Source organism: Paenarthrobacter sp. 10L420, from assembly GCF_056395385.1.
Window position 1 is genome coordinate 1 of record NZ_JBFTJK010000036.1, and the last position, 22,956, is coordinate 22,956.

At 58.7% G+C, this 22,956-nt stretch carries 14 protein-coding genes and 1 pseudogene; 10 read left to right on the plus strand and 5 right to left on the minus strand.

The window, feature by feature from the left end; translation table 11 throughout:
• Positions 1 to 487 precede the first annotated feature (487 nt).
• The 6 genes from AC1DD5_RS24870 to AC1DD5_RS24895 all read left to right on the plus strand — a co-directional run bounded on the left by AC1DD5_RS24870 (position 488) and on the right by AC1DD5_RS24895 (position 14,359).
• Positions 488 to 1,804: a flavin monoamine oxidase family protein gene (locus AC1DD5_RS24870; protein ID WP_477516773.1), complete on the plus strand. Its 1,317-nt coding sequence runs from the start codon at positions 488 to 490 to the stop codon at positions 1,802 to 1,804.
• The gene (locus tag AC1DD5_RS24875; protein ID WP_477516774.1) at positions 1,801 to 2,223 is read left to right on the plus strand and encodes a nuclear transport factor 2 family protein; all 423 of its coding nucleotides are present in this window, start codon (positions 1,801 to 1,803) and stop codon (positions 2,221 to 2,223) included. The genes AC1DD5_RS24870 and AC1DD5_RS24875 overlap by 4 nt, the downstream gene beginning before the upstream one ends.
• 67 nt (positions 2,224 to 2,290) lie before the next feature.
• The gene (locus AC1DD5_RS24880) at positions 2,291 to 3,169 is read left to right on the plus strand and encodes an NAD(P)-dependent oxidoreductase (protein ID WP_477516775.1); all 879 of its coding nucleotides are present in this window, start codon (positions 2,291 to 2,293) and stop codon (positions 3,167 to 3,169) included.
• Between the two features lie 2,508 nt (positions 3,170 to 5,677).
• Entirely contained in the window at positions 5,678 to 6,739 is a 1,062-nt protein-coding gene (locus AC1DD5_RS24885) for a nucleotidyltransferase domain-containing protein (RefSeq protein WP_477523013.1), read from the plus strand.
• Positions 6,740 to 8,266: 1,527 nt separating this feature from the next.
• On the plus strand, positions 8,267 to 12,646 hold the full coding sequence (locus AC1DD5_RS24890) for an NACHT domain-containing protein (RefSeq protein ID WP_477523014.1): 4,380 nt from the start codon (positions 8,267 to 8,269) through the stop codon (positions 12,644 to 12,646).
• A gap of 681 nt (positions 12,647 to 13,327) precedes the next feature.
• A complete protein-coding gene (locus AC1DD5_RS24895) occupies positions 13,328 to 14,359 on the plus strand; it encodes a DUF4192 domain-containing protein (RefSeq protein ID WP_477523015.1) in 1,032 nt (343 codons plus the stop codon).
• A gap of 124 nt (positions 14,360 to 14,483) precedes the next feature.
• On the opposite strand, the pseudogene AC1DD5_RS24900 reads toward AC1DD5_RS24895, so the two are convergent.
• Positions 14,484 to 14,681 (minus strand): annotated as a pseudogene (locus AC1DD5_RS24900) (L-serine ammonia-lyase, iron-sulfur-dependent, subunit alpha); the annotation flags it as partial.
• Between the two features lie 235 nt (positions 14,682 to 14,916).
• Here AC1DD5_RS24900 and AC1DD5_RS24905 point away from each other — a divergent pair.
• Positions 14,917 to 16,065 (plus strand): endo-1,4-beta-xylanase, encoded by a 1,149-nt coding sequence (locus AC1DD5_RS24905; protein ID WP_477523016.1) that lies wholly within the window; start codon positions 14,917 to 14,919, stop codon positions 16,063 to 16,065.
• Between the two features lie 309 nt (positions 16,066 to 16,374).
• Here the strand turns inward: AC1DD5_RS24905 and AC1DD5_RS24910 are convergent, their stop codons facing one another.
• The gene (locus AC1DD5_RS24910; RefSeq protein WP_477523017.1) at positions 16,375 to 16,818 is read right to left on the minus strand and encodes a MarR family winged helix-turn-helix transcriptional regulator; all 444 of its coding nucleotides are present in this window, start codon (positions 16,816 to 16,818) and stop codon (positions 16,375 to 16,377) included.
• A gap of 93 nt (positions 16,819 to 16,911) precedes the next feature.
• Between AC1DD5_RS24910 and AC1DD5_RS24915 the strand changes: the two genes are divergently transcribed.
• The gene (locus AC1DD5_RS24915; protein WP_477523018.1) at positions 16,912 to 17,370 is read left to right on the plus strand and encodes a peroxiredoxin family protein; all 459 of its coding nucleotides are present in this window, start codon (positions 16,912 to 16,914) and stop codon (positions 17,368 to 17,370) included.
• Positions 17,371 to 17,738: 368 nt separating this feature from the next.
• On the opposite strand, the gene AC1DD5_RS24920 is transcribed toward AC1DD5_RS24915, so the two are convergent.
• Positions 17,739 to 18,572, minus strand: a complete 834-nt coding sequence (locus AC1DD5_RS24920) for an alpha/beta fold hydrolase (RefSeq protein WP_477523019.1) — start codon at positions 18,570 to 18,572, stop codon at positions 17,739 to 17,741.
• A gap of 95 nt (positions 18,573 to 18,667) precedes the next feature.
• On the opposite strand from AC1DD5_RS24920, the gene AC1DD5_RS24925 reads away from it, so the two are divergent.
• Positions 18,668 to 19,246 (plus strand): TetR/AcrR family transcriptional regulator, encoded by a 579-nt coding sequence (locus tag AC1DD5_RS24925; protein WP_477523020.1) that lies wholly within the window; start codon positions 18,668 to 18,670, stop codon positions 19,244 to 19,246.
• A gap of 268 nt (positions 19,247 to 19,514) precedes the next feature.
• Here the strand turns inward: AC1DD5_RS24925 and AC1DD5_RS24930 are convergent, their stop codons facing one another.
• Together AC1DD5_RS24930 and AC1DD5_RS24935 are read right to left on the minus strand one after the other, a co-directional pair.
• Positions 19,515 to 20,735 carry an MFS transporter gene (locus tag AC1DD5_RS24930; protein ID WP_477523021.1) on the minus strand — a complete coding sequence of 407 codons (1,221 nt, stop codon included), beginning with the start codon at positions 20,733 to 20,735 and terminating at the stop codon, positions 19,515 to 19,517.
• A gap of 213 nt (positions 20,736 to 20,948) precedes the next feature.
• A complete protein-coding gene (locus tag AC1DD5_RS24935; RefSeq protein ID WP_477523022.1) occupies positions 20,949 to 21,518 on the minus strand; it encodes an OsmC family protein in 570 nt (189 codons plus the stop codon).
• Positions 21,519 to 21,876: 358 nt separating this feature from the next.
• Between AC1DD5_RS24935 and AC1DD5_RS24940 the strand changes: the two genes are divergently transcribed.
• A complete protein-coding gene (locus AC1DD5_RS24940) occupies positions 21,877 to 22,866 on the plus strand; it encodes a LacI family DNA-binding transcriptional regulator (protein WP_477523023.1) in 990 nt (329 codons plus the stop codon).
• The last annotated feature ends 90 nt before the right edge of the window (positions 22,867 to 22,956 follow it).

Here is a 22,956-nt window from a genome sequence, read left to right on the forward strand (position 1 = left end):
ACTGTTTTGTCCTCACTTGGTAAATGGCATTCTCGAGCGGCGTCATCCGACGCAAAGCCATGGCCTTACGATTATCTTTCCCCAGATGCCAACGGGATGGGCTAGGGAAGATTACGAAGTGCAGCATGGCAACTTGTGAGCCATGACATACCAACAGACCACCACCTTCCGGCCGCAACTTTTCAGAAGGGCGGTTCCGATGGGAGCTTGGGCCGGTATTCCGCGTCTCGAACGGCGGCTAAGAACAGGGATTATCATCCGAGACCGGAGTAGACGGACGCAGTCGACTCCGAGTCTCGTATCGTGGCAACAATCGTGACGATACCGACACTGGCGGCGTTGCATTGGAAAAACTCGCATGACTGTCAGCACGACAGCCGGGCAGGATTTAGATGTCTACCCGCAATTCGCGGCCGGCCCCGCCGACAGTGGCTGGGGAAGCCCGCGCTCTATGGGGGCCTAGAGGCAAAAATGCTAGGAGGAATGCATGATGGCGAGAACGCAAGACGTCGTGGTCGTTGGCGCCGGCTTCAGCGGTATCGTGGCGGCCCGGGACCTTGCCGAGCGCGGTCATTCAGTCGTGATACTGGAAGGCGGCACCAGGGTTGGCGGTCGGACTTACGCGCGAACTTTTAAGGGACAGGAGCACTTAACGGTCGAGCTCGGGGGCAGTTGGATCAGTCGCGCTCTCCAACCCAACATTCGTCGAGAAATCGCTCGATACGGCGTCCAGGTCAAGACCGATGTCCCAGCAGAGAATGCAGCGTTCATCACGGATGGCATCCGCCGCCCGTTTCCGGTGCCAATGTCAGAATTGCCCGATCTTGAGCGCGCATTCATGCGCTTGCGGGACGCGTCCAGGCGCATCGCTCCCAGCCAGCCGCTCAGCCAACAGCCCCTGAATGACCTCGACATCTCAGTCGAGGCGTTCATCCACGGGATGGACCTCGGTCCTGCAACGACTGATCTGTTCTATGCGCTCATTGCGTGGTACTCCGGCGCGGACCCACGTGCCGTTTCGGTGTTCGGCGCCATTGCACAGACCGCTGGATTCGGTCACAGCCCCGTGGGGTTCTACACCGGCCTCAGTGAGCGCTTCGTTGGCGGCGCAGGCGTGCTCTTAGAGAAAATGATCGACACCAGTGGCCTTGAGGTACGGCTTGACCATCTTGTCACGCAGGTGCATCAGAACGACCACGGCGTCACTGTCCGGACACAAAGCGGAGAGGTGATCCACGCCAAGGCTTGCGTGATGGCGATTCCGACTAACGTCCTTCGCCAGGTGGAGTTCTCACCGCAGCTCGGTCCGCGCAAAGTGGAACTTCTTGCCGAGGATCACCTCGGCCGCGCGTACAAAGGCTCCTTCCTAGTGAGAAACATTCCTCGCCGGTCATTCACGCTCGGATCGGGCAGGCTCCATTCCCTCATTCTCGGCTATGAGTGCGAGGACGGCTCCTGCGTCATGGTTGCCTTCGGCGACGACAAATCGCTTTCGGACCCGCTCTCGCGCGAGGAGGCAGAGGTGGCGGTTCGAGAGTACTTCCCCGACGCCGAGGTCCTCGCCGTTGATGCTCACGACTGGTGCGCCGACCCACTTTTCCGCGGCGGCTACCGCGTCGACCCACCGGGACAAGCCCTGGAGTTCGTACGCGTCATGAATACGCCGGACGGACGTGTTGTATTCGCGGGTACCGATCTCGACGATTCCGTGTGGCGCAACTGGATCGACGGCGCCATCAACAGTGGGCGGGCAGCCGCCGACAAGATAAGTGAAACCCTGTCTCATATGAGGAGTACCAGTTGAACGACACGAATCTCCAGCTGTTCAAGACTCAAATGGCTGCATACGGCCAGATGGACATCGACATGTTGATGACTTCCTTTGATGATAAAGCCGTACTTCAAGACATGAGCGAGCCGGATTCGCTGTGGGTTGGGAGCTCTGAGATCCGGAGGTTCCTGACCGAGTATTTCGCTCACCTAGCGGAAGTCCAGGTCACGATCGCTTCTGTTGCGACGAGCAGTAACCGGGTCTTTGCCGAGCTAGAGGTGAACGCTAAGTATTCGCCCGATGCTGGATCCCCTTCGGATATCCACGACGTCGTGATGCGCTATTGCGTCGTCGAGACGTTCAGTCAGGGCAGGATCGTCCATGAGCGCTTCTACTGGGATCGCAGCGAATTCGAATCCCAGCTCTCGTCAGCTCCTAAGCTGGTCAGCTGACGGGCCTAAACCCGCATCCGCGATTCTCCTAACGACACGCAAGACCACAAGAAATCGAGGTAACCCGATGGCCGACGTAGCTGTGCTGGGGATGGGCAACATGGGGGCTGCAGTCGCCCGGGCGTTACTCGCCGACGGTCGAAGTGTCCTGGTGTGGAACCGAACCGCGACGAGGTGCGAGCCTTTGGCGAACGAGGGCGCGGAAGTGGCGCCTACCCCGACGAGTGCCATCTTGGGTGCTCCTGTGGTCATCGCCTCAGTCTTGGACTATCGCGCTCTGAAGAACGCTATGGCTGATCAGCTCGACCTAACGGAGCGCACTGTGATCAACCTCACCTGGGGAACGACAGATGAGGCTCGCGAACTTGCCGAGTTGGTGTCGACGCGGGGCGGTCGCTACGTAGAAGGTGGCGTGCTGTGCCGACCCGAAGCCATCGGGCACCCCGAGGGGGACATACTGTATTCAGGTCCAACAGGGTCTATCGAGGAAGTTCGCTCCCTCCTAGCGTCGCTTGGCCCAATTCACTACGTGGGTTCAGACCTCGCGCAAGCCAACGCTTTAGCTCTGGCTCTCGGATCGATTTTTTACGCCAGTGTCTTGTCGTTCCTTGAGGCGGTGGCCTACGCTGATCGGTTAGGTATTTCAGCCGACGTCATGGCTCCTCTGGTACGAATTCCGCTCGGCCTTGCCGGTTCGACGATAGATGCGTCCGTTGACCAGATCGAACGGCAGGACTTTATCGGATCCGAAGCGTCAAACGCGGTGCACTCTGCGGCGCTGGCCTCAGTGGCGCAGGCTTTCACAGCTGCCGACATCGAGCACCGCCTTACTGATGCGGTGAGCTCCTATTTCGACTCAGCGGCCCAGCTGGGACTCAGCCACCTCGAAGTCGGCGCGCTCCTGCGCATCATGTCCCGGACCGCCGCTGAGTTTAATGCGCCCTGAATCCTGTCCGTATTGCTAAGGGGGGTATCGCTAGCGTTAGGTGGCCTCAGGCCCCTTGGGACTATCGGATGAAGAGCGGGAAGCCCTGTCCTAGTCAGCGCGAACGGGCAACACGGCCCCACACTCTGGCGACGCGCTCCTGGATATGCTGGCGCCGAAGGTGTCCTAGCGACTTCGGCCGCCGCACACATCCCGGACCATGTCGGCAGTCTGACGAATGGAAGCCGTTAAGGGGCGGGAAGCAGGGGGAAGCCAAAAGGGAATTCTCATTCGGTTAGCAACGAAAGGGATTCGATTCGCTGCTGCAGCGGGTGCATGTCTACGGTCGTGGCGGCGTCTCCGCATCTCCCCCCATTTTGCGGAGCAGCTACGGGACCCCACGCTTGAGTCTCCCGCAGACTCGCGTCGGGTTCGTCCTTACTTCTCGGTCCGGTTCTGTCGAAGTTCCCAGCCCCAGGCACGAGGGCAGCCAAATGTGGTAGGGCTTCCTGGACGGAGCTGGCTTCAACTTTAATTGTCTGCTGCTCACTGAGCATAGGCGCCTCTCCCCTAGCTCAGGCTGACGGAAGGGTGCTTCTCGGCCTTTGGCCTAGTTGCTTGAGGGTTTAGAGGGGGCAGGGACGCCTCCACCCTCAAGAGGCGAGGCGACTTGAACGATTGCGCAACAAGCCTGCTGCGCAATCGCGACTCACGCGCTCAATTGCAGCGACATTCCTCTGGCCCCGCAAACGCCGACTGCGAGGCTTCCCCCTGCCTTCCAACGCTGCCCCACTGCCTGATGGTCCAGCAGTCCAGACCAACTCCCGATATATATACGGGGCCGCCGAGCCTCAGGAGGATCAGGCGGGAAGGGAAAAGCCGTGGCGATCGTGAAGACAGTCTCGCTACGATCAGGCCAAGAACGTACCTAACCGCCCAGAGCCTGGGACTGCGTCACATATATGCATATGCACCACAGACTATGGCACATGTGGCCCGGCACTAGAGGCTCAGCCAATGGCCCGTCGAAACGGAATGCACCTATATCGGCAGTTGTTTGGTTTGCTGCTCCTGTCCATAGGCCGCGTTAATAGCGGACAGGCTCCTGCATCGACACTAGTTAGATGCCCTGACGCCAACGACCGTGCCGCCGCTCCTTTCACACCTCTGGATAAATGAGTGCGCCCACAATAACCCAGGCAACACTGTGCATCGCGTCGACTGAGCGCTCATGTCCGAACGGCACAGGAGTCGGGCCTCGTCTAAAACCACGTTGACGCGCATGAAAGCCGTGCCTTTTTAAACGCGTCATGTCGCTATGGCCACTCACATGAATGAGTAGATGAAGACGAAAGGAGGGATGAGCCAATGGCCGCAAGCAGTCACAGTAAAGAAGATTTAAGTGTGGACTTTGTCCACACCCACTTTGGCCTGACAAAGTACCGACCGGCCCGGCCTTCTCACGCCAGGAACGAGCCTAAACCAAGAACTTTGACGAAGGATCGCGAAGTCATGCTGTGCTCAGCCGCCGTACCCATGAAGATGTGTAGGCCAACCACGACCGACCAGACGCACCAAGAGAGGAACACATAACCCCAGTTCAAAGCATGCGGAGGGCCAACCCGCCAGGACCCTGAGCCCGCTCCCCACAACCAAACAGGCGACCCGCGGCGCCAGGCACACCCCGCGGCCAGTGTCAGAGGGACGTGACGACCAGAATGTACACACATTAAAGCAAAAACCCCCTCTGACGAGGGGATATGCCGTGCCCGAGGTGGGACTCGAAGGCGATTCCGGGCCTTGCAAACACTGGGAACCCCCTGAAACATGCGGAATCCGGGCCAGTCCGTCGGCTGTACGGGCCAATCCGAGGCGGAAAGTGTGGACATTGTCCACACTTGTTCTTGCCTGAATCGAGGAAACATCGGCGCGTTTCAGCAAGGCCCACAGCGGGCGCCACAGTCCGCAGAGAGGCCGCACGGCAAACCGAAACCGGAGCAGAGCTACCCAGACCTAGACAGTAAGCCTTCATCGCATTTTCATCCTTTCGGTTTTCCATGCGCGAACCAATCCGAAGCTACATGACTCACGGCGACAGAAACACGGCATTCTCGGTTCTCCATTAGCAGAAGGGGAAGGTCGTGATTGCAGACCAGGCCGACAGCACACCTCCACCCCGTAATGTCGTCTGTGGAACTGCAGCGGCCAGACTAGGACAGCAACCGCGAAGGGTTTCGTCACGACGGCCGTAGCATGCCACAGCTCACGCCAACAGGCGAAACATCTTGATGAAGTCTTGAGCAAGTCCTGCGAGGCCATTGAGAAAATGCTGTAACGATGGATAAATCACAAGCATGTAATACAGCATGTTGTGCCTCTCGGTAACATCTCCTACTACATGTAGTATCAGGATTGACCACACCGCGATGGGGCGGGAAGGGGCTCTTTGCCCCGGGGCGAAGCAATCGCTCGAGTGCCCTCATCGCCGCTGAGGGTTCTAGGATCCTTTAGGCGAGGATGGTTCCATTAGTGCTCACAGTCGTAGCAACTCAAACGCTTGAATACTCCCTGAACGCAGCGAGGATCCGAATACAAGTTTCAGCCGAAGAACTTGAAGAGGCACGTCAGCGCCGAAACGCTATCGCCGTCGCACTTGGCGCAGAGTTCGCTGGAAGCCGCATCTATGTCAACGGTAGCATCGCACATGGCGACGCCCTGACCCCCTTAACCGATGTCGACCTTGGTGTTGTGGTGCCAGACCCGGATAATAAATACGGCCCCGGGCTCAAAGGTCCGGACGACCTTAAGCAGAGGGCTGCAAATGCCATCCGCTCCGGGCTGAAGGACAAGTACGGAGACCTGGCCGTCGAAGTCGAGGGCAGAAAACGATCCATCCTCATCAGGTTTCTGGACCCTGTCGCAAAGGGCTTGCCGGACTTCACAGCCGATGTGATAGTCGCGGTGGACAACCCGGACTCGCTGGGACTCTACATACCTCGACACGATACGTGGGATCGGTCTCACCCCGAACTTCACACTGAGCTGATTCGCGATGCAAATGAATCGTCAGGAATTGCATACGCCCGAGTCGTACGTCTGGTAAAGCATTGGAATCGAACCCACGACAAGCCTCTCTGCTCGTGGAACATTAAGGCCTTGGCGCTAACTTCTGTAGCCGAACCGACGACCATGATCGCCGGAGTACGTGCATGGCTCGAGCACGCCGTCGATCAACTATCCAAGGGAGAAACTCCCGATCCTGCCCGGGTGGCACTGCACCCCATCCGAACCAACAAACCGCGAACCGAGGTTGTCCGTTCTTTGCGAAAGGCCCTCGAAAGCATTGATCTCGCAGTTTCTCTGGAACGGGACGGCTACCCTACGCTTGCCCTCGACGAGCTTGCCAAGCTCTTCAAGGATGAAGAAATGCTTCCCCGGCCAAACCAGAGGCTTGTTCTTGAGGAAGAAGCCCGCCGGGTTGCTGCCCACAAGGCCGAAGACAGCAAAGCATACGGTGCCCCTGCCCTGGTTACGGGAACCGGAGCCGCCACCAACCGCAGTCGGATTAACGTTCGTTCATGGCGTCCCTAAGTAGCCAACAGAACGCCGTCGCCCTCAGCCATCCCTGCAACGCTCGACACGAGACTAAAGCCGGCAATCAACTCGCCGTTGCGACTTGGTACGGCAACTCTGCAGCGTGGAGAATTCCATTTCAGAAAGACGCAAAAAGGCGATTCGGGCGGGCTCTGACAGTTCAGCTCGAGCATGGCGCCTTGACCTACCTCCACGAAGGGTTAGACGTAAGAGGACGAGAATCACCGGTACCGATGGTGGTCAAATTCGAGGCCCGGCCTCGATACGACACCTACGGACTAATGCCCGATGATTATCCTCGAGTGTACGCGGATCCGAAGGAACTCTCTCCGCATCGCATGCCAGATGGAAGCCTTTGTCTTTTCTACCCGGGCGACCCCATCGACCGTCGGTGGACTGCCAAGCGAGGTCTCTTGTCACTTCTGGAGCTGGCTGTGGACCACGTATTCTTCGAAACCTACTGGCGACACACGGGCGGCCTAGCCGGTGGCCACTGGCTTGGCCCTGAAGCTGCCCACGGAATTCATTGAAAGGTCAGCATGACACGAGTTCCCTATTCTGTATTGCCCTCGCCTGAACAGACCTCATCGGGGGCCATGGAATCAATAACGTGGGATGGAACCGCTACACTGATAGCCGGTGTTCTGGCAGCAGGAATAGCCATTCTGGGATACAGCTTTCAACAGAAATTGGCACGACGCGAGCGGCTTGCCAGCATCTACAGCGAAGCTCTACGGGCCGTCGAAGACTACCTCGAAGCGCCATACCTATTGCGTAGGCGCGACGGTTCCCATAGCACCCGGACCGCTTTGACCAAGCACGTCAGTGAAATTCAATCACGGATCGCATACTACTCAGCGCTGATCCAGATACATGGGCCGAAAAGGGTCAGCGCTGCCTACGGAAAGCTAGTAAAGGCCGCTCGCTCAGAGGCGGGGCCTCAAATGTCAGCGGCATGGAAAGAAAAACCTACAAAACGGGATCGCGATGTTCCTCTCCTTAATCGATTCTCTAGGGACTGGAGCGATCTTGAACGTGGCAACTTTGTACGGTCGATTCGGGGGCGACGCAGGTAGTTCGGGACGCGACACATGGCCTCCAGTTCTTAGACTTTCGACCCGTATTTGGCGAAATAGACCTCTTTTCCGGGGCCCAGGCGGCGAGGTGGAGTTCATCCTCAGTGATGTCCTCCGGATCTCCTGCCAGGTTAGGTACTCTAAGCGCAGCATGTCGGCGATGTGGGGCCTTGGTCTTATTTGCCTTTGGAGACTGTTCGGAATCTGTCGGTTCTAGGAAAGTGTTTGGGAACCAGAAATGCCTCGCATCGATTAACAGATCGCCTTGGGTAACTCGCTTATATCGGTCGAGCTGGCTAACGAGGAGCATCTGGTCTGTTCGAACTACATAATTAAGGAAGACAGGAATCTGCTGTTTGCTTACGATACTTAGACAGGAGTCGAGGTGAGCCCACGTCCAGGCGGTGAAGCCGACAAGATCGGCAATCGCTATGAGGGTTCCTGGACAGTGGCCCGACTTCTCGAAGTCCTAAGCGGCCAAGCCGAATGGGTACGGATTGAACCGCTGGGCGATGCGGGTAAGGGCGTGGAGTTCCTACTCAAGCGTCAAAACGGCACCGTTGAGGCCCACCAAGTCAAACGGCAATCTGGCGACGCTAACGAGTGGAACGTCGGAATGCTTTCGCGACTCGACGTTTGGGCCTCGGCCAAACGACACGTCGACGCCGGCCGGGAGTACCATTTCGTCTCGATGGTGCCATTCCGGGCGCTGCAAGAATTGGCGGGGCGGGCAAAGAACTCGAATGACCTGCCCTCGTTCCTTCTGGGTTCTCTCCCCCGCCGACTGGACGCCCTATTTTCTCAAATAGTCAATGTCTTCGGCGAGCAGCTCGCCGCTTATCAAGTTCTCCGCCGTCTTCATGTTCGACTTGTTGATGAGTCTGAACTGAGCAGCAGCAATGCGGTAATTGCTGAGTTGCTGCTGCAGGGCGGAACTGGAAGTCAAGTACGCGCAGCACTAGGCGAGATTATCGATGACAGTTTCGACGTTGTACTCACGCCGCAGCACATCCTGGGGGATTTAGAGTCCTATGGAGTCCAGCGGAGACTAGCATTCAGCAGGCAAGCGCTTGGGGAGCGGGTGAAATCGCACTCAACTGCATGGTCTGATCGGGTCGAGCAGCAATTGATGCATCCCGTCATCCGTCGAAGCGAGGCTGCTCAATTGAGGGCTATGATTACGGCGACCGAACGCGTTCATTTTCTTGTTGCTGCGGCGGGGGGTGGAAAGACTGCAGTTCTCCAACAAGCCCTCGTTGGGCTACAAAACGACGGGATCCCCACGCTGGTAATTCGATTGGACCGTTACGGACCTCTCGCATCGACCAGCGACCTGGGCAAACAATTGAACCTAGACGTCTCTCCCGCAACAGCCTTGGCGGCCGCCGCTACTGGCTCACCCGCAATCCTGGTGGTCGACCAACTCGATGCCGTCAGTCTGGTTTCCGGGCGCCTACCCGAGAACTTTGACGTGGTTGCTGACCTTGTCAGCGAAGCCGCAGCTATTCCAGGCCTGCACGTCGTTCTGGCGTGCCGCCAATTTGATCTTGATAACGACCACCGAATCCGCAACTTGAGAGACCGTCTTGAGGCCACAGTCCTCACCGTGGTTCCCCTTTCGGATCCACAGATAACGATGGCCATAAACTCGCTCGGCCTGCCGGCCGAAAACCTAACTCAGCGTCAGATGGAAATTCTCCGCCTGCCACTGCATCTGACCTTGTTGTCGTCAGTTGCGCACGAGGCCAATGCACTCAACTTCGCCAACAGCCAGAGCCTCTTTGATGCATTTTGGGAGCACAAACGTCAGGCGGCACGTCGCCGTCGCGAAGGCGTTCGGTTCGCACAGGTCGTTGGACGCCTGTCCGAAGTAATTAGCGACCGCCAAGAACTGGCGGTCCCTATCAGCGTGCTGGATCTCGAGGACCTGTCTGATGATGCCGCCATCCTGGTGTCCGAGCAATTTTTGGTTCGCGACGGAGCGAAAGTCGCGTTCTTCCACGAGGCACTGTTTGACTATGCTTTCGCCAGGCAATGGATCAACCGTGGCCAGTCGATTGAGGAATTCCTTACAGCTGGGGCGCAGGAGCTATTCCGACGCGGGCAAGTGCGCCAGATCATGGCGCATCTCCGGGCTGTTGACCCGACCCGCTTTGTCGATGAAGTTCGATCTCTTCTAACAAGCAACGGGATTCGCTTTCACATAAAGGATGCAGCTCTGGCTGTACTCGGCGACCTCCACGCACCGACAGAAGCGGAAGCCGAGATGCTAGTAGAAGTGGTGGATGCGGCCCCACTTGTACTATCGAGGATATGGCCACGGCTGAACCCTCAAGAGTGGTTCGAGCGCATGGATCGCGATGGATATATTGCTAGATGGCTTAGCACCGACGGAGAAGTCCAAGAACGGGCCCTGTATCTGATGTCTGGTGTGGCCAAGACGGCACCCCATCGGCTGGCAGAACTCTTGGCAGGGCAGGCCCACTCCACCTCGTACGCCGTGTGCATTCGCAGCGTTGCGCGCGTTGCTGACCTTGGAGCAAGCCGCCCATTGTTTGAACTCGTCGTCGACGCCGTCAAGCGAAAGTCCTTTGATGGCCACGAAAACTCTCTGTGGCTAACTCTCTTTCAACTACCAAAGCAGCACCCTGAATGGGCAGTGGAAGTCCTCACCGCTTTTCTCGTTGAGCGCCCTGGATCCATGGCCCTTAACTCAAACAACCAAGTTGCAGCGCTAAAGAGCAGTGACTACCACGCTGCTGAATTTGCCCGGACCGCGGCCACAGGGGCACCCCGCGCCTACTGTGAAGGGATCATCCCATACCTCCTTCGTGTAATGAAAGCCACCGCCTACGACCCCAAAAGTGACAAGCCCATTAGAGATCACCACTTTTCATACCGCTTCCCCGTTTCTACACCAGACAGAGATCTGGAGAGTGTGCTTTTCACCGGCGCAGCAGATGCCTTACGCATGCTCGCTGGCAGTAGCCCCACAGAGATACTGCCAATGCTTGAGCAGCTAGCGCTGGATCCACACGACAGCGCCCAATGGCTTCTGTATCAGGCGATCGCAGAAAATGGGGAGGCCTATTCCGGTTGGGCAGCGGAGCTGCTGCTAGAGGGTCGTCACAGGCTTCTAAGCGGATACGCATCGAACGGCGTTTGGGCGACACGGCAAGTATTGGAAGCAATTGGTGATCATCTTACTGACGTGCAGTTCAACCGGATTGAGGAGGAAATCCGCGATCTCACCTTCTCCTGGGAGAGACGCCAACGTGGCTGGTATGCGTTCACCCTCCTAACTGCGCTGGATGCCACCAGGCTTTCCGACGTCGGCCGCCGTCGGCTAGATGAATACCGACGCACGTTCGGGGTCGACCGTCCCTCGGAACCAGAGGGAGTTATTGGTGGTTCGTACCGGGCACCAATACCGCGTGAAGCAGCCGCCAACATGAACGACGACAACTGGCTCCAAGCTATGGCAAGACATTCCAGTGAGCGCGAGGGCTACACAAATTTTGTCGGAGGTGCCCACGAACAAGCTCAGGTGTTGCAGGAGGCTACGAAGAGTAACCCGTCTAGATTCGCTAATCTTGCACTACGAATAACTTCAGACATCAACCCTTCCTACGGCAGCGCGATCCTTAGGGGCATCGGCGAGGCAGACGCGGCTACCGATACAGACGCCGTATTCAGGGCAATATCTCACCTAGCTTCCATCGGCCACACTGAGATAGATCGCTGGATAGGCTCCGCCCTCCGGCCGTACCTCAAGACGGCCCCACTAGACATCCTCGAAAAAATAATGGGTCGCTTAACGGCTGCGACTGAGCCTTATGAGGACCATAACCACCTCGGGGACCACAGCGGCGCAGAACCATCCGACGTCGAAATGGCCGGGATCAACACGTCGCGAGGGAGCTTGGTGGAAGCCATGACTGACCTTGTAGCCTTTGACACAGACGGCACCCGCATCGCCATCGTAGCTCCTGCACTAAATCGCCTGGCAGAGGACAACTCCACCCCAGTTCGGACATGCGTCGCTCGCCTGATTGGGGCAGCCATGAGGCTGGCAAGGCCAGCGGCCATTGACGCCTTTTGGCGTCTCATCGCAACAGACGATGAGGTCTTGCTCGAAACGGCTTCCGTATTTCGGCTCGTCGTATACATTGGCCAGCAGGATCCCGCCGCGGTCAGTACGCTCGTGGAGAAAATGCTGTCATCGAGAAAAGAGCAGGTGCGGGAGCGAGCCGGCCAGCTTGCAGTTCTCGCCAGCCTGGAGTGGGGAGTTCCTGAACATCTAACCCTGTTGCTACAGAGCGAAGACACAGCCGCACGACGAGGAGCAGCAGGAACTGCGGCGCGGCGACTTCCCCACACGGCGAACACGGAGGTGGCTGCGGCGACGCTGAAAACACTCTTTCTAGATGAATCCGAAGAAGTTCGCAACGAAGCAGCGCACGTCGCCGATGCATTGCGCGGAGAAGCTCTGCGTCCATTTGAAAGTGTTCTTATAGCGCTCATAGCGTCTCCCAGCTTCCGACAGGCGGCCTCGCGGCTGCTCATGACGTTGGAGAGCGCTCCGGACAGGGTCAATACCCTGGCGCTCCTTGCCGCCGAGCGGTTTGTTGAACTATCCGCGGTAGACGCGGCGGACACCCGTACGGGTGCCTCGGCAGATTCCAGAGACGTCGGACAATTGATCCTGCGCGGACTCGCACAGAGTCGAGTGGCCAGCGAAAGGTCGGCACTTCTCGATGTACTTGACAAACTACTACTCGCCGGGGCCTACGGCGTCGAAGAGTTGGTCAACTCTGCGGAAAGGTGATGTGTCTCAGAGCATCATTGTGTCTGTCAGTCAGTTGAGGCCCAACCATCGACGGCACGACGTCGTCCGGACACCACGGGCGGTGTGGTGACCATAAAGGCGAGGCATAGGTATGCAGCCGCTGCAGGTGGATAGAGAAAGTCCTGCGTGGAGGCCGCCGATAACGGCGCATATGTCTGGTGTATAGAACCAGCACACCACTCGCCCAAATTCACTGCGTCGACCCGTCCCCATCGGCAATATCTAGGACGCCGGTAGACACCGCTGCTTTGAAAACTAAGCCGCCAGCCGCGGCCAGGCGCGCACGCTGACGTAGGAGTGCCTGCAACCCGCGACCTCGCCCATGACCCAGCCGAGGTCCCACGCCCAAGAACAAGAGCCGCCGGCGTCATGGCGTGGAGGGCAGGTCCGCCCATGAACGGTCAGAAGCAAAACCGCTGTTTGTCATTCTGATATTTCGATCATCGCTGGGCGGGTCCTCCGCGCAACCAGGGCGCTCAGCGCCGGATCCGACTCGGAAACTTCGCTCGGCGCTCCTGCGTCGCTTATTTCCCTCCCGAACTTTCCGGCCGCGTCCCGGTCCCCCAAGTTGCACTCCAGCCCCTAACCCCAGCGGACAGGTCCCCTATCAGAACGGCCAACAAGACCAACGACAGAACAACACGGCAAAGGAACAGGATAATGAATGAGCTCACCATCAAAGACCCAGCAGACCTACTCAGCTTTATCGGCCATACCCTGGGTTTCTGGCCGACGGAGAGCCTCGTCTGCATCACCCTGGACAAGAACAAAGTCGGCGCGACCCTCCGCATCGACCTCCCGCGCCAACCAGGAAACGAACTCGCCTACGCCCGCACCGTCAGCAGCTACCTGACCAGCGACACCACCGCGACTAGCATCGTCTTCGCCGTCTACACCTCAACCCAATCGGAGCCAGGACAGCCCAAACCGCACGCAGCAACCATCGCCGCGCTCACTGCAGTTCTCGCAGAGAATGGCGTCATGATCCGCGACGGGATCTTCGTCAGCGACGACACCTACTCCCCCTACGACAGCGAGCCCGGGCAGGACATCAGTCTGCCCATCAGTTCCACTGAGTACAGCCAGGTCAATGCCGAATTCATCTACCGCGGCAGCACCATCGAACCCACCAACCGAATCATGCTCCCAGCCGCGACACAGGAAGCAGCAAAATCAACCGCCGTCGAGGAACGCATGCAATCCGTCCGAACACAACCCCCTGACGAAGCCGCACGAGAAGCGAGCAGGCTCTGGATAAGGATGCTCGAATCAAAGGACTTCCCCACTGACGAGGACTGCCTCAGCCTCATCGCCAACTTCCAGTTCCCCCACATACGTGACCGGCTCATGGCCGACATCCCCGGCATCGACGAACCACCCCAACACATCCTCTTCGCCCAAACCAACACCCCACCGAAATGGTCACGCATCGAATGGGCACAACAACTACTCCTCCACGCCTACACAAGAACCAGCACCCAACACGCAGCCCCCATCCTCACCACCATCGGCTACATCAACTGGTGGCAAGGCCGTGGCAGCAAAGCACACCAATACATGCAACTCGCCCTCGACACCGACCCCGGCTACCGCTTCGCCCGCCTCAGCGACCAAATGCTCGGAGCCGGCATCATCGCCGGCTGGAACACCAACAAAAGCACTGCGTACAAAACCCAACTCGACATGCCCTAGCCCAAAGATCCCATTAGAAACATCCGTGTTCACATGCTGGGGAACGTGGGGCTGAGATCCCATTGGGTCCTCAGGAGCGTGGGTGCGGTCCCCGACACTCTGACGCGTCCCTTGAGAGTGCCCCTCAGCATTCGACGACGTTAACAGCCAGACCGCCCATCCCAGTTTCCTTGTGCTTGGAGGACATGTCCCTGCCGGTCTCACGCATGGTCACGATCACCTCATCCAGCGATACCCACACCCGGTGCGTCCCGTCACCCCACACAGCCATCTTCGCCGCGTTGATCGCCTTCGCCGCCGCGATCATGTTCCGCTCAATACACGAATCATCACATGAAATTGTTGCACCTGTCACAAATTCGGTTTACGCTTTGGACCACCGAAGCAAATCTCGGTGTCGCTGGCTTACCTTGGCCACGGCGGGAATGGCAATGCTGCCCCCAACCCTGGGCCGGCACCCATCATGCGCATTCGTAGCTGGTTCGTACTTCGAGCAGTCATCTTGCGCGGCCGAGAGCGCTTTTTGGCAGTCAACTACTCGAAGGAATTCACCCCGAATGAAGACGAAAAGAACTCTAGCCATGCTCGCGGCAGTTAGTCTTGGACTTACCATGTCGGCATTCACTACCCCAACCGCAACGGCAACTACGACGCCTGGGCCAACCTCAGATACGCTCCCCGCAGCGGGGGACGAGGGCATCGGCTCGCTCCGCGAGGAGGCAGCGAAAGCCGGCCTCATCATCGGATCGGGTTCGATCAAGGGCATGACGTCAACCGCCGATGGCCGGCCCCCGAACTATCTCTCCGAACCCCTGTTCAGGGAGGTTCTGGCTGGGCAGTTCAACAGCCTGTCACCCGAGAACGACATGAAGTGGCAATTCGTTCAACCGGAGGAGGGCATCTTCGATTTCGACGGCCTTGACCGGTTGGCCGCCTTCGGCAAAGCGAACAACATGCAGGTCAAGGGCCACGGCCTCATCTCAAGCTGCTGCAACCCCGACTACCTCAAGGCCAAGATCAATGATCCGGTCGCATTCCGTGCCGCTATGGTCAATCACTTCAACACGATCATGAAGCGGTACAAAGGCAAGATGGACCGATGGGACGTTGTAACCGAGGCGCTGGAGACGACAGGTGGGGGCCTTCAGCACAACGACTTCTATAACGCCCTCGGCCCGGGCTACATTGCAGAAGCATTCCGGATCGCGCATAACGCCGACCCAAAGGCGAAGCTGTTCCTCAACGAAAACCTTGTGGAGTCACTCCCGGGAAAGCGGCAGGAACTGTACGACCAAGTCTCGGGCCTCGTTGCCGACGGCGTGCCGATCAATGGCGTTGCGTTGCAGATGCACGAGACGCTCGAGGGACCTCCGCCCGGAGTCATCACCGAGATGACAAACTTCTTCCACGGGCTGGGACTTGAGGTCTCTGTCGCAGAGCTGGACGTGCACACACTTGACCCCGTCTCACAGGCGAAGATCTACGGCGACATCGTCACCGAGGCGCTTAACGCCGGCATCACTGAAATCAGCGTCTGGGGCTTCACCGACAAGCACCTCTACACATGGCTCCCGGGAGCGAAGCCGTGCATGTTCGACGAGAATTACAACCCCAAGCCGGCGTACTTCGCAGTCCGTGACGCTCTGAGGAACTTCGTCAACAAGACGGCACCACCTACGCAGCCTGTCGGCGCACCGTCGAACTAATGACTCGGTCCCGTATTCAGCAACGGCCGTGCCGTAGAGGCGGCATCAACGAAACGATTTAATTGACCCTTGGCTGATTGGGCGACGGGCCCACCAGTGATACTCGTTGTGGTTCACGGTCGCACCCGCGAACCACAACGAGTCTCGTTCCTAACGGTTGCACTCCTTGATCCTCCGACCTCAAGCGCGAGAAGAGTCAACCCTTGCGGTGTGGAAGCCCCACGAGGCCGGGCAGGACTTCAGGGCCGCGAGCGATGAGAGAGAAAACCGCCCGGGGCGGATTGCATCCGTGTCTCCCGCCGATATTTTTCATGGCCGTGCAGTGAGCGTGTTGAGTAGGCGGGTAAGTCCTCGCTTTAGCGATTCGTACTCGTCGCCGTCATCGAGGAGCGACGCGTACTCGCGCTCAATACTCTCGAGGAGGGTGTAGCAAAGCTCGACCGCCGCCCGCCCCTGCTCGGTGAGCAATACTATGCGGGCCCGCCGATCGGTCGCATCCTGGATCCTGGTAATGTACCCGGCAGCTTCGGTGTCGTCGAGCAGTTGAGTCATCGCTTGCTGAGTCATGCCGAGCCTTCCCGCCAGTACACTACCCCGGGTTCCCTCGTCGTCGAGCGCCTCGAACAGGGCAGTATGGCGCATCCGGATGTCGCTATATCCTGCTCCGCCGAGTGCTTCAAAGAAGTCTGCTTCGCACACCTTGAAGACCCGGTTGGCCAGGAGGGCCATAGGGAGCTCAGGAGGATTTTTCATCAGGGACAACACTACCGCCCCCGGCCGAAGATACGATATGCTCAAGTAGCCTGACTATCAATAGACTTTACTATATAAGGGGGTTTTACCGACATGAGCGTAGTCAACGGGAACGTTCTGCATCTGGACCTCATCGACACTGACGGCAAGGAGTTCGCGCTCCCGTCAGGGCGCGCCACCTTCGTCTACTTCATGAGGGCACCCACTTGTCAGCAATGCAACAGTGCCGTCCGCAAGCTGGCGGCACAGAGGGATACCCTTCACGGACAGGGCGTCGACGTCGTCATTGCACTTCCGACCGGTGCGGACGACGCAGCCGCATGGAAAACAGCGAAAAGTGTGCCGCTCGATGTTGTCACCGGGCGCACCGGGACGGCCCACGAGGAAGCCGGCCTGCTCCGTCGGGTATTTGGGCTGATTCAGCAGTCCGGCGGAATACTTCTGGACGGGGACGGGGTAGTCCGCTACTCACACATCGCGACCAACCCGGGTGACAGCCTCCGACTGCAAGAGCTGGACGAAGCCATCGCGAATCTGCCGGTTTCCCGTTAAGCGGAACCCATTGCCAGCCAGAATCATGTATCAAGAAAGATCGTCCGGAAGGCTCTGAGCTCTCCGGTTTCGCTACTCGGGAAGACTCCGTCGAGAATCTCGACCTCGTTTGGAACCCTTCAAGATTTGCCATCGACGCTCTGTCAAACCGTCAGGGCGGGCCCAATGGAGTTAAACAATCAACGAGCCGCGTTCAAATCGAGGAAAAATTGGCAATTTGGGGCCTAGCGCATGTCGGGACAATACGAGAGCTCGTCGACGATCCGTCACTCTCGCACAGAATGTCACCTACTGACGAAACTCTTGTCCGGAAGCCGGCTTACGGCGAAGTGCGCCGGAAGGTGGACCGGCGCACTTCGACGGAGCTGCTACTTGGCCAGGAAGCGCAGCAGGACCTCATTGATTTCGGCGCCGTGCGTCCAGAGCATGCCGTGCGGTGCATCTTCGATTTCCACATACTCAGCGGAGGGAAGGCGCTTGGTGAATTCGCGGCCTGTCGCGTCGATCGGCAGGATGCGATCGTCCGCCCCATGGACGATCAGGGCCGGCACGGTGACCTGCTCGATGTCGGCGCGGAAGTCCGTCAACCATGAATCGACGACGGCGAAGGACGCGTACCAAGACGAGCTGGCGGCGACGTTCCATGCATTGCGCAGGGCTTCCTCGCTGAGGCGGCTCCCAAGGAAGTTGTCAGTATTAAAGAAGTCGTTGTAGAAGTTGGTGAACCAAGCGTAGCGGTCCTCAATGGCGGCGTTTCGGATGCCGTCGAACACAGAGGACGCGACGCCGGCGGGGTTGTCTTTGGTCTGCAGGAGGAACGGTTCAAGGGAAGCAAGGAATACTGCCTTGGCTACGCGGGCTTCCCCATATGTACCGATGTAACGCCCTACTTCGCCGGTGCCCATCGAGAAACCAACAAGGACGGCATCGCGCAGGTCCAGGGTCTCGAGGACGGCGTTGAGGTCGGCTGCGAAGGTGTCGTAGTCGTAACCCGTGGTCGGCTTGCTGGACTTTCCGAACCCCCGGCGGTCGTACGTGATAACGCGGTAGCCGGCGTTCAAGAGGGCAGCCGACTGCTTCTCCCAGGAGCCTCCGTCCAGTGGGTAGCCGTGGATTAGGACGACAGGCTGGCCCGTGCCGTGGTCCTCGTAGTAGAGCTCGACGTCCGTGCTGTTCTCGGTCGCGACCTTGATGAAGCCCATGATTCTGTTCCTTGCCTCGAAGGGGAGAACGCTCGTTCTCACTCTGTTATCACACACTATAGAACGATCGTTCTCTCTGCAAGTAGAATTGCTGCATGAATATCTCCGAGCCTCGCACCCGGATCGTCAAGACCGCTGATGAGCTCTATAACGCGAAGGGAATCCAGGCCGTCGGCATGGACGAACTGCGTGCTGCGGCCGGCGTCTCTCTCAAGAGGCTGTACCAGGAATTCCCGTCGAAGAGCAGTATCGTCATGGCAGTGCTGGAGCGCCGGCACCAGTCCTGGAAGCAAGGGTTGGAAGCGAAGGTCCGCCAGGCTGCGACTCCGCGTGCGCGACTCCTTGCCATCTTCGACTACCTGGCGCAGTGGTTCGCCCAGGACTCGTTCCGGGGATGCGGTTTCATCAACAGCTTCGCCGAGCTCGGGGCCGTCAGCCCCGAAGTTGCCGATTATGCTCGGAAGCATAAAGAATCGTTCCAAGAGTATGTAGGCAAGCTCTCAGGGGAGGCGGGTGCGCCGGCCTACCTGGCGCCGCAAGTCTCGATCCTTGCAGAGGGCGCGCAAACGACGGCGGCCATCGCCGGCACGTCCGATGCTGCCGGTCAGGCGCGAAAGGCAGCCGAAGTACTGATCGACGCGGCGCTGGGCGGGGAAACCCCAGACGCCGCGTAGATGCGCACCAAGCCCCATCAAGCCACAGAAATGGATCCTTCCGGGGTGGCAAAGAGCCGCTTGATCTGCACCGGCCGGATAAAGCTCCCGCTGGCCTATTTTCGATTGGCAGTGAGACCGTCGAAGCGGCAGGATTTGCGTAAGACGTACCAAATCCACCCAAAGGATTGTGGGTGCTTGGTACACCGGCTCGCTGTGCCAACCATCCGACATCTGACCGGTGCTCGGAGGTGGTCTCATGTTTCCGCAGGGCTTGGGACCCTGGCGGCTATGTGGGAGTCGCGTCCGTTTGCTTCTCAAGATCCGACTCGCTTTGGGCCAGCTTTTGCATAGCCAGAAAGCCGACGAGTGGTCCTGGAACCAACAGCAGCAACGCGTATTGCCATCCAACGATGACAGCGAATTGCGGGACAAGCTGCATAGTTATGACGGTCAGAAGGAACCCGAGCGCCGTCTGCGTCGTGAGCGCAGTTCCAATGTATCGCTGATCGGCGCTTTCACTGAGGGAAGTGGAGAAGACACCGGAATCGGCGATTACTGCAGCTCCCCAAACCATGAGGAAAGCAATCTTGGATGGTCCTCCGACCCCGTACATAAAGGGTGAAACCAAACAGCACGTACCACTCACGGCCAAGGCAGCGGCGGCGGCCCGGGGACGTCCCCAACGATCCGCAGCCCAGCCGCCAAACGTGGCTCCGGCTACCCCACCCATACCCATTGCGCCGAAAACTGTAAGCCCGATTTCATACGGTTCGACCTGATCTGTCAGCTGACTTGCCAGCAGGTACATCGGGAGCCAGGTCCAGAGGGCATAAAGTTCCCACATATGCCCGAAATAGCCGATATTCGCCAATCGCGGTCGATTTTCCTTGAACATGGTCAGGGCATAACGAGGATTAGCACTGACCATTCGTTTTTCTAGAAATGGTCCAGGCCGAACGAACAGAAATGCTGTCACGGCACCAGCTGCGGCAAGCACTGCAGCGGCGGCGATGACGTTGCGCCACGGGAGATCTCCGATGCTACTGATGAGGTGTGGCGAGGCCGATCCTAGAGTAAGGGCTCCTATCAGGAGTCCGAAGGCCTTTCCTCGCAGTGCGGGCGCGGACCAGGAAGCCATCAACTTCATGCCCACGGGATAGACGCCGGCCAAGAAGACACCGGTAAGGAACCGGAGTCCGAGGGCCGGAGAGAGATCAACGACGAAGGCAGCAAGGAGCGCGGTACAAATAGCTGCGCCGGCGGCGCACGTGCCAAGTAGAAGCTGTGGCTGGAATTTGTCCGCCAAGCTTAATGACGTTGAGGTGATTGCACCGACAACAAAACCGATCTGCACTGACGCCGTTAGCCACACCCCGGTTGTGGGACTAATGTTCCATTCGTGCTGCAGCGTAGGCCCTACTGCGGATGCAGAGAACCAAACAGCTAGGGCGAGAATCTGCACGAGGGCGATCAGGGCCTGCTGTGCCCCAGTCTGCTTCCACTGCATAGTTATTGGACCTCTGAACTTGCTGGAGATGGGACAGATGCAGGATCGCTGGAATCCGAGCCGGGGTATAGGCCGTGGCATCTACGTTCAGCCATCCCACCTCTTACAAAGTTCATGAGAACGATATTGTTTCTTCGATTGTGGTGACGACTTGGTTCCGGATAACCGTGGCAGCCCGGCCAGGACTGTGGTCGAGGCCGGGCGCCCTTGGCATTAGGCGAGGCGGGTCAGTACGGGAACTGGGTTGGCCAAGGTATCCCGGATCGGTGACGTTGCCTCCACAGCCTTGATCAGGTCTTCCAGATCCTCCCGGGACGTGCCGGGGCTGTCGATTTGGACGTCCACGGTAATCTGCTGGGCGCCTTTACGAACGTTGTTGTCAATTCCGAGGAAGCCGCTCAGATCGATATCGAAGTTCAAGGTCAGGGCAATGTGGTTGAGCGGAATGCTCCTGCCCGCAGCCAGCGACGCCAGAGTGGCAACGTAGCACGCAGCGAGCCCTTTAAGAATGTACTCAGCGGGGCTGACAGCAGTGTCAGTACCCAGCAGGGCGATCGGCTCGTCGCTGCGGAGAGTGAACTTTCCACGGCGTGATTCATCGACCTCTCCCCCTTGCGTGAGCGGACCCGTCATGGTCTTGGCTGTGAGACCGCCAGCAGACTCGCTGAGCATGCTGAAGCTGACCTTCCCCAGTTCGCGCTGCTCGGTGACTGCTGCGACCGTCGCCTGGATGCCTGCCAGGTCAGCGAAAGCCTCTGTATTGAGGGTGTTCACTTCCGTCATGATGGTGTTCCTCTCGTTGTAAACGTGATGCGCTACCTCAAAGCCCCAAACCTGTAAGGACGGCCAGACAGGCTGGGCAGGGACTCGAGAGCACTGTGAGCGAATTATGTAGTGATCACTAAATAATTCGTCGATACTGACCATACCGAACATTGCGGAAATTGCAAAAGTCGCGATCGCAGAGCGTCGCGGATTACCGCAGAGCGAGGGTGGACTGAGACAGGCGCCGCTTCAACGGCGCAAGCTCTCAGTGGACTTCCCTAAAAGCGTGATGCAGCTCATGGAAAACCCTTGACAAGCTTGTACAACTCTTTCCATACTGGAAGGGCAAGGTTTCAATGGAGCACCTGGAGGACTCATGCCGGCAAAACTCACGGACGTCGCAAAGCTCGCTGGCGTATCACTGGCCACGGCTTCGCGGGCTTTCGGGGATCCAGGGCGGCTGGCCGCGGAAACGCGGCTGAAGGTGATGGCCGCAGCGGATGAGCTGGGCTACGAGATTCCCGGGGTGAACGGCAGCCGCACTTTTGGCGTCATCGTTCCGGACATCTCAAACGCCGTGTTCGCTGCGTTGATCAAGGCAATCCAGAACCAGGCTTGGCATGGCCGTCACCGGATGGTCCTGGCGGACACGTCGGAATCCTCCTCCAGGGAGCGGGCACATCTTGAGAGTTTCGCCACCGGAGTTGATGGCATCATCCTGTGCTCGCCCCGGCTCCCCTCGGACCAGATTCACACCCTGGCAGGCAACGCGCCGTTGGTCGTCATCAACGGTGAAGCCGAGCATGCCGCCTGTGTCCTGATGGAGGCTGGGGAGGGGCTGCGACAGACAGTGGAGCACCTTTACGCTTTGGGTCATCGCAAAATCGCGTACATCCCAGGACCTGCGTCATCGTGGGCCAACCGCCAGCGCCTGGCCGCGATCACCCAGTTCTGCTCCGACTGGAGCATTGATCTCGTCACGGTCGGGAATCAAAATGCCACCGTCGACGGCGGACTGGCGGCTGCGGCCTCTGTCGTCGCCAGCGGCGCAACGGCGGTCATCGCCTACAACGACCTCGTTGCCATTGGCATGCTGGCCGGAGCCCGCACGCTGGGCTATCACTGCCCCGAAGACATCAGCGTGGTGGGCATCGATGACCTCGACATTGCCGCCGCGGCCGAACCAGGCCTGACGTCCGTCCGGGTCCCCATCGACCGAAGCGGCGCCCTTGGCCTCGAGCTCCTTCTCGAGCAAATGGCTGGAAAGCCAACCGCCACCGAAGCGGTCCACCTCAGCTCCCAACTCATCGTCCGCGGCTCCACATTTGCCGCACGCACAGCAAACCAAGCCCTCCAGGGAAAGTAACCATGAGAATCGTCATCGCAGACCCCAACCTGCTGCCCCACCGCTCCACCTTCGAAGCTGCTCTTCCCGAAGGAGCACTCACTTCCTGGC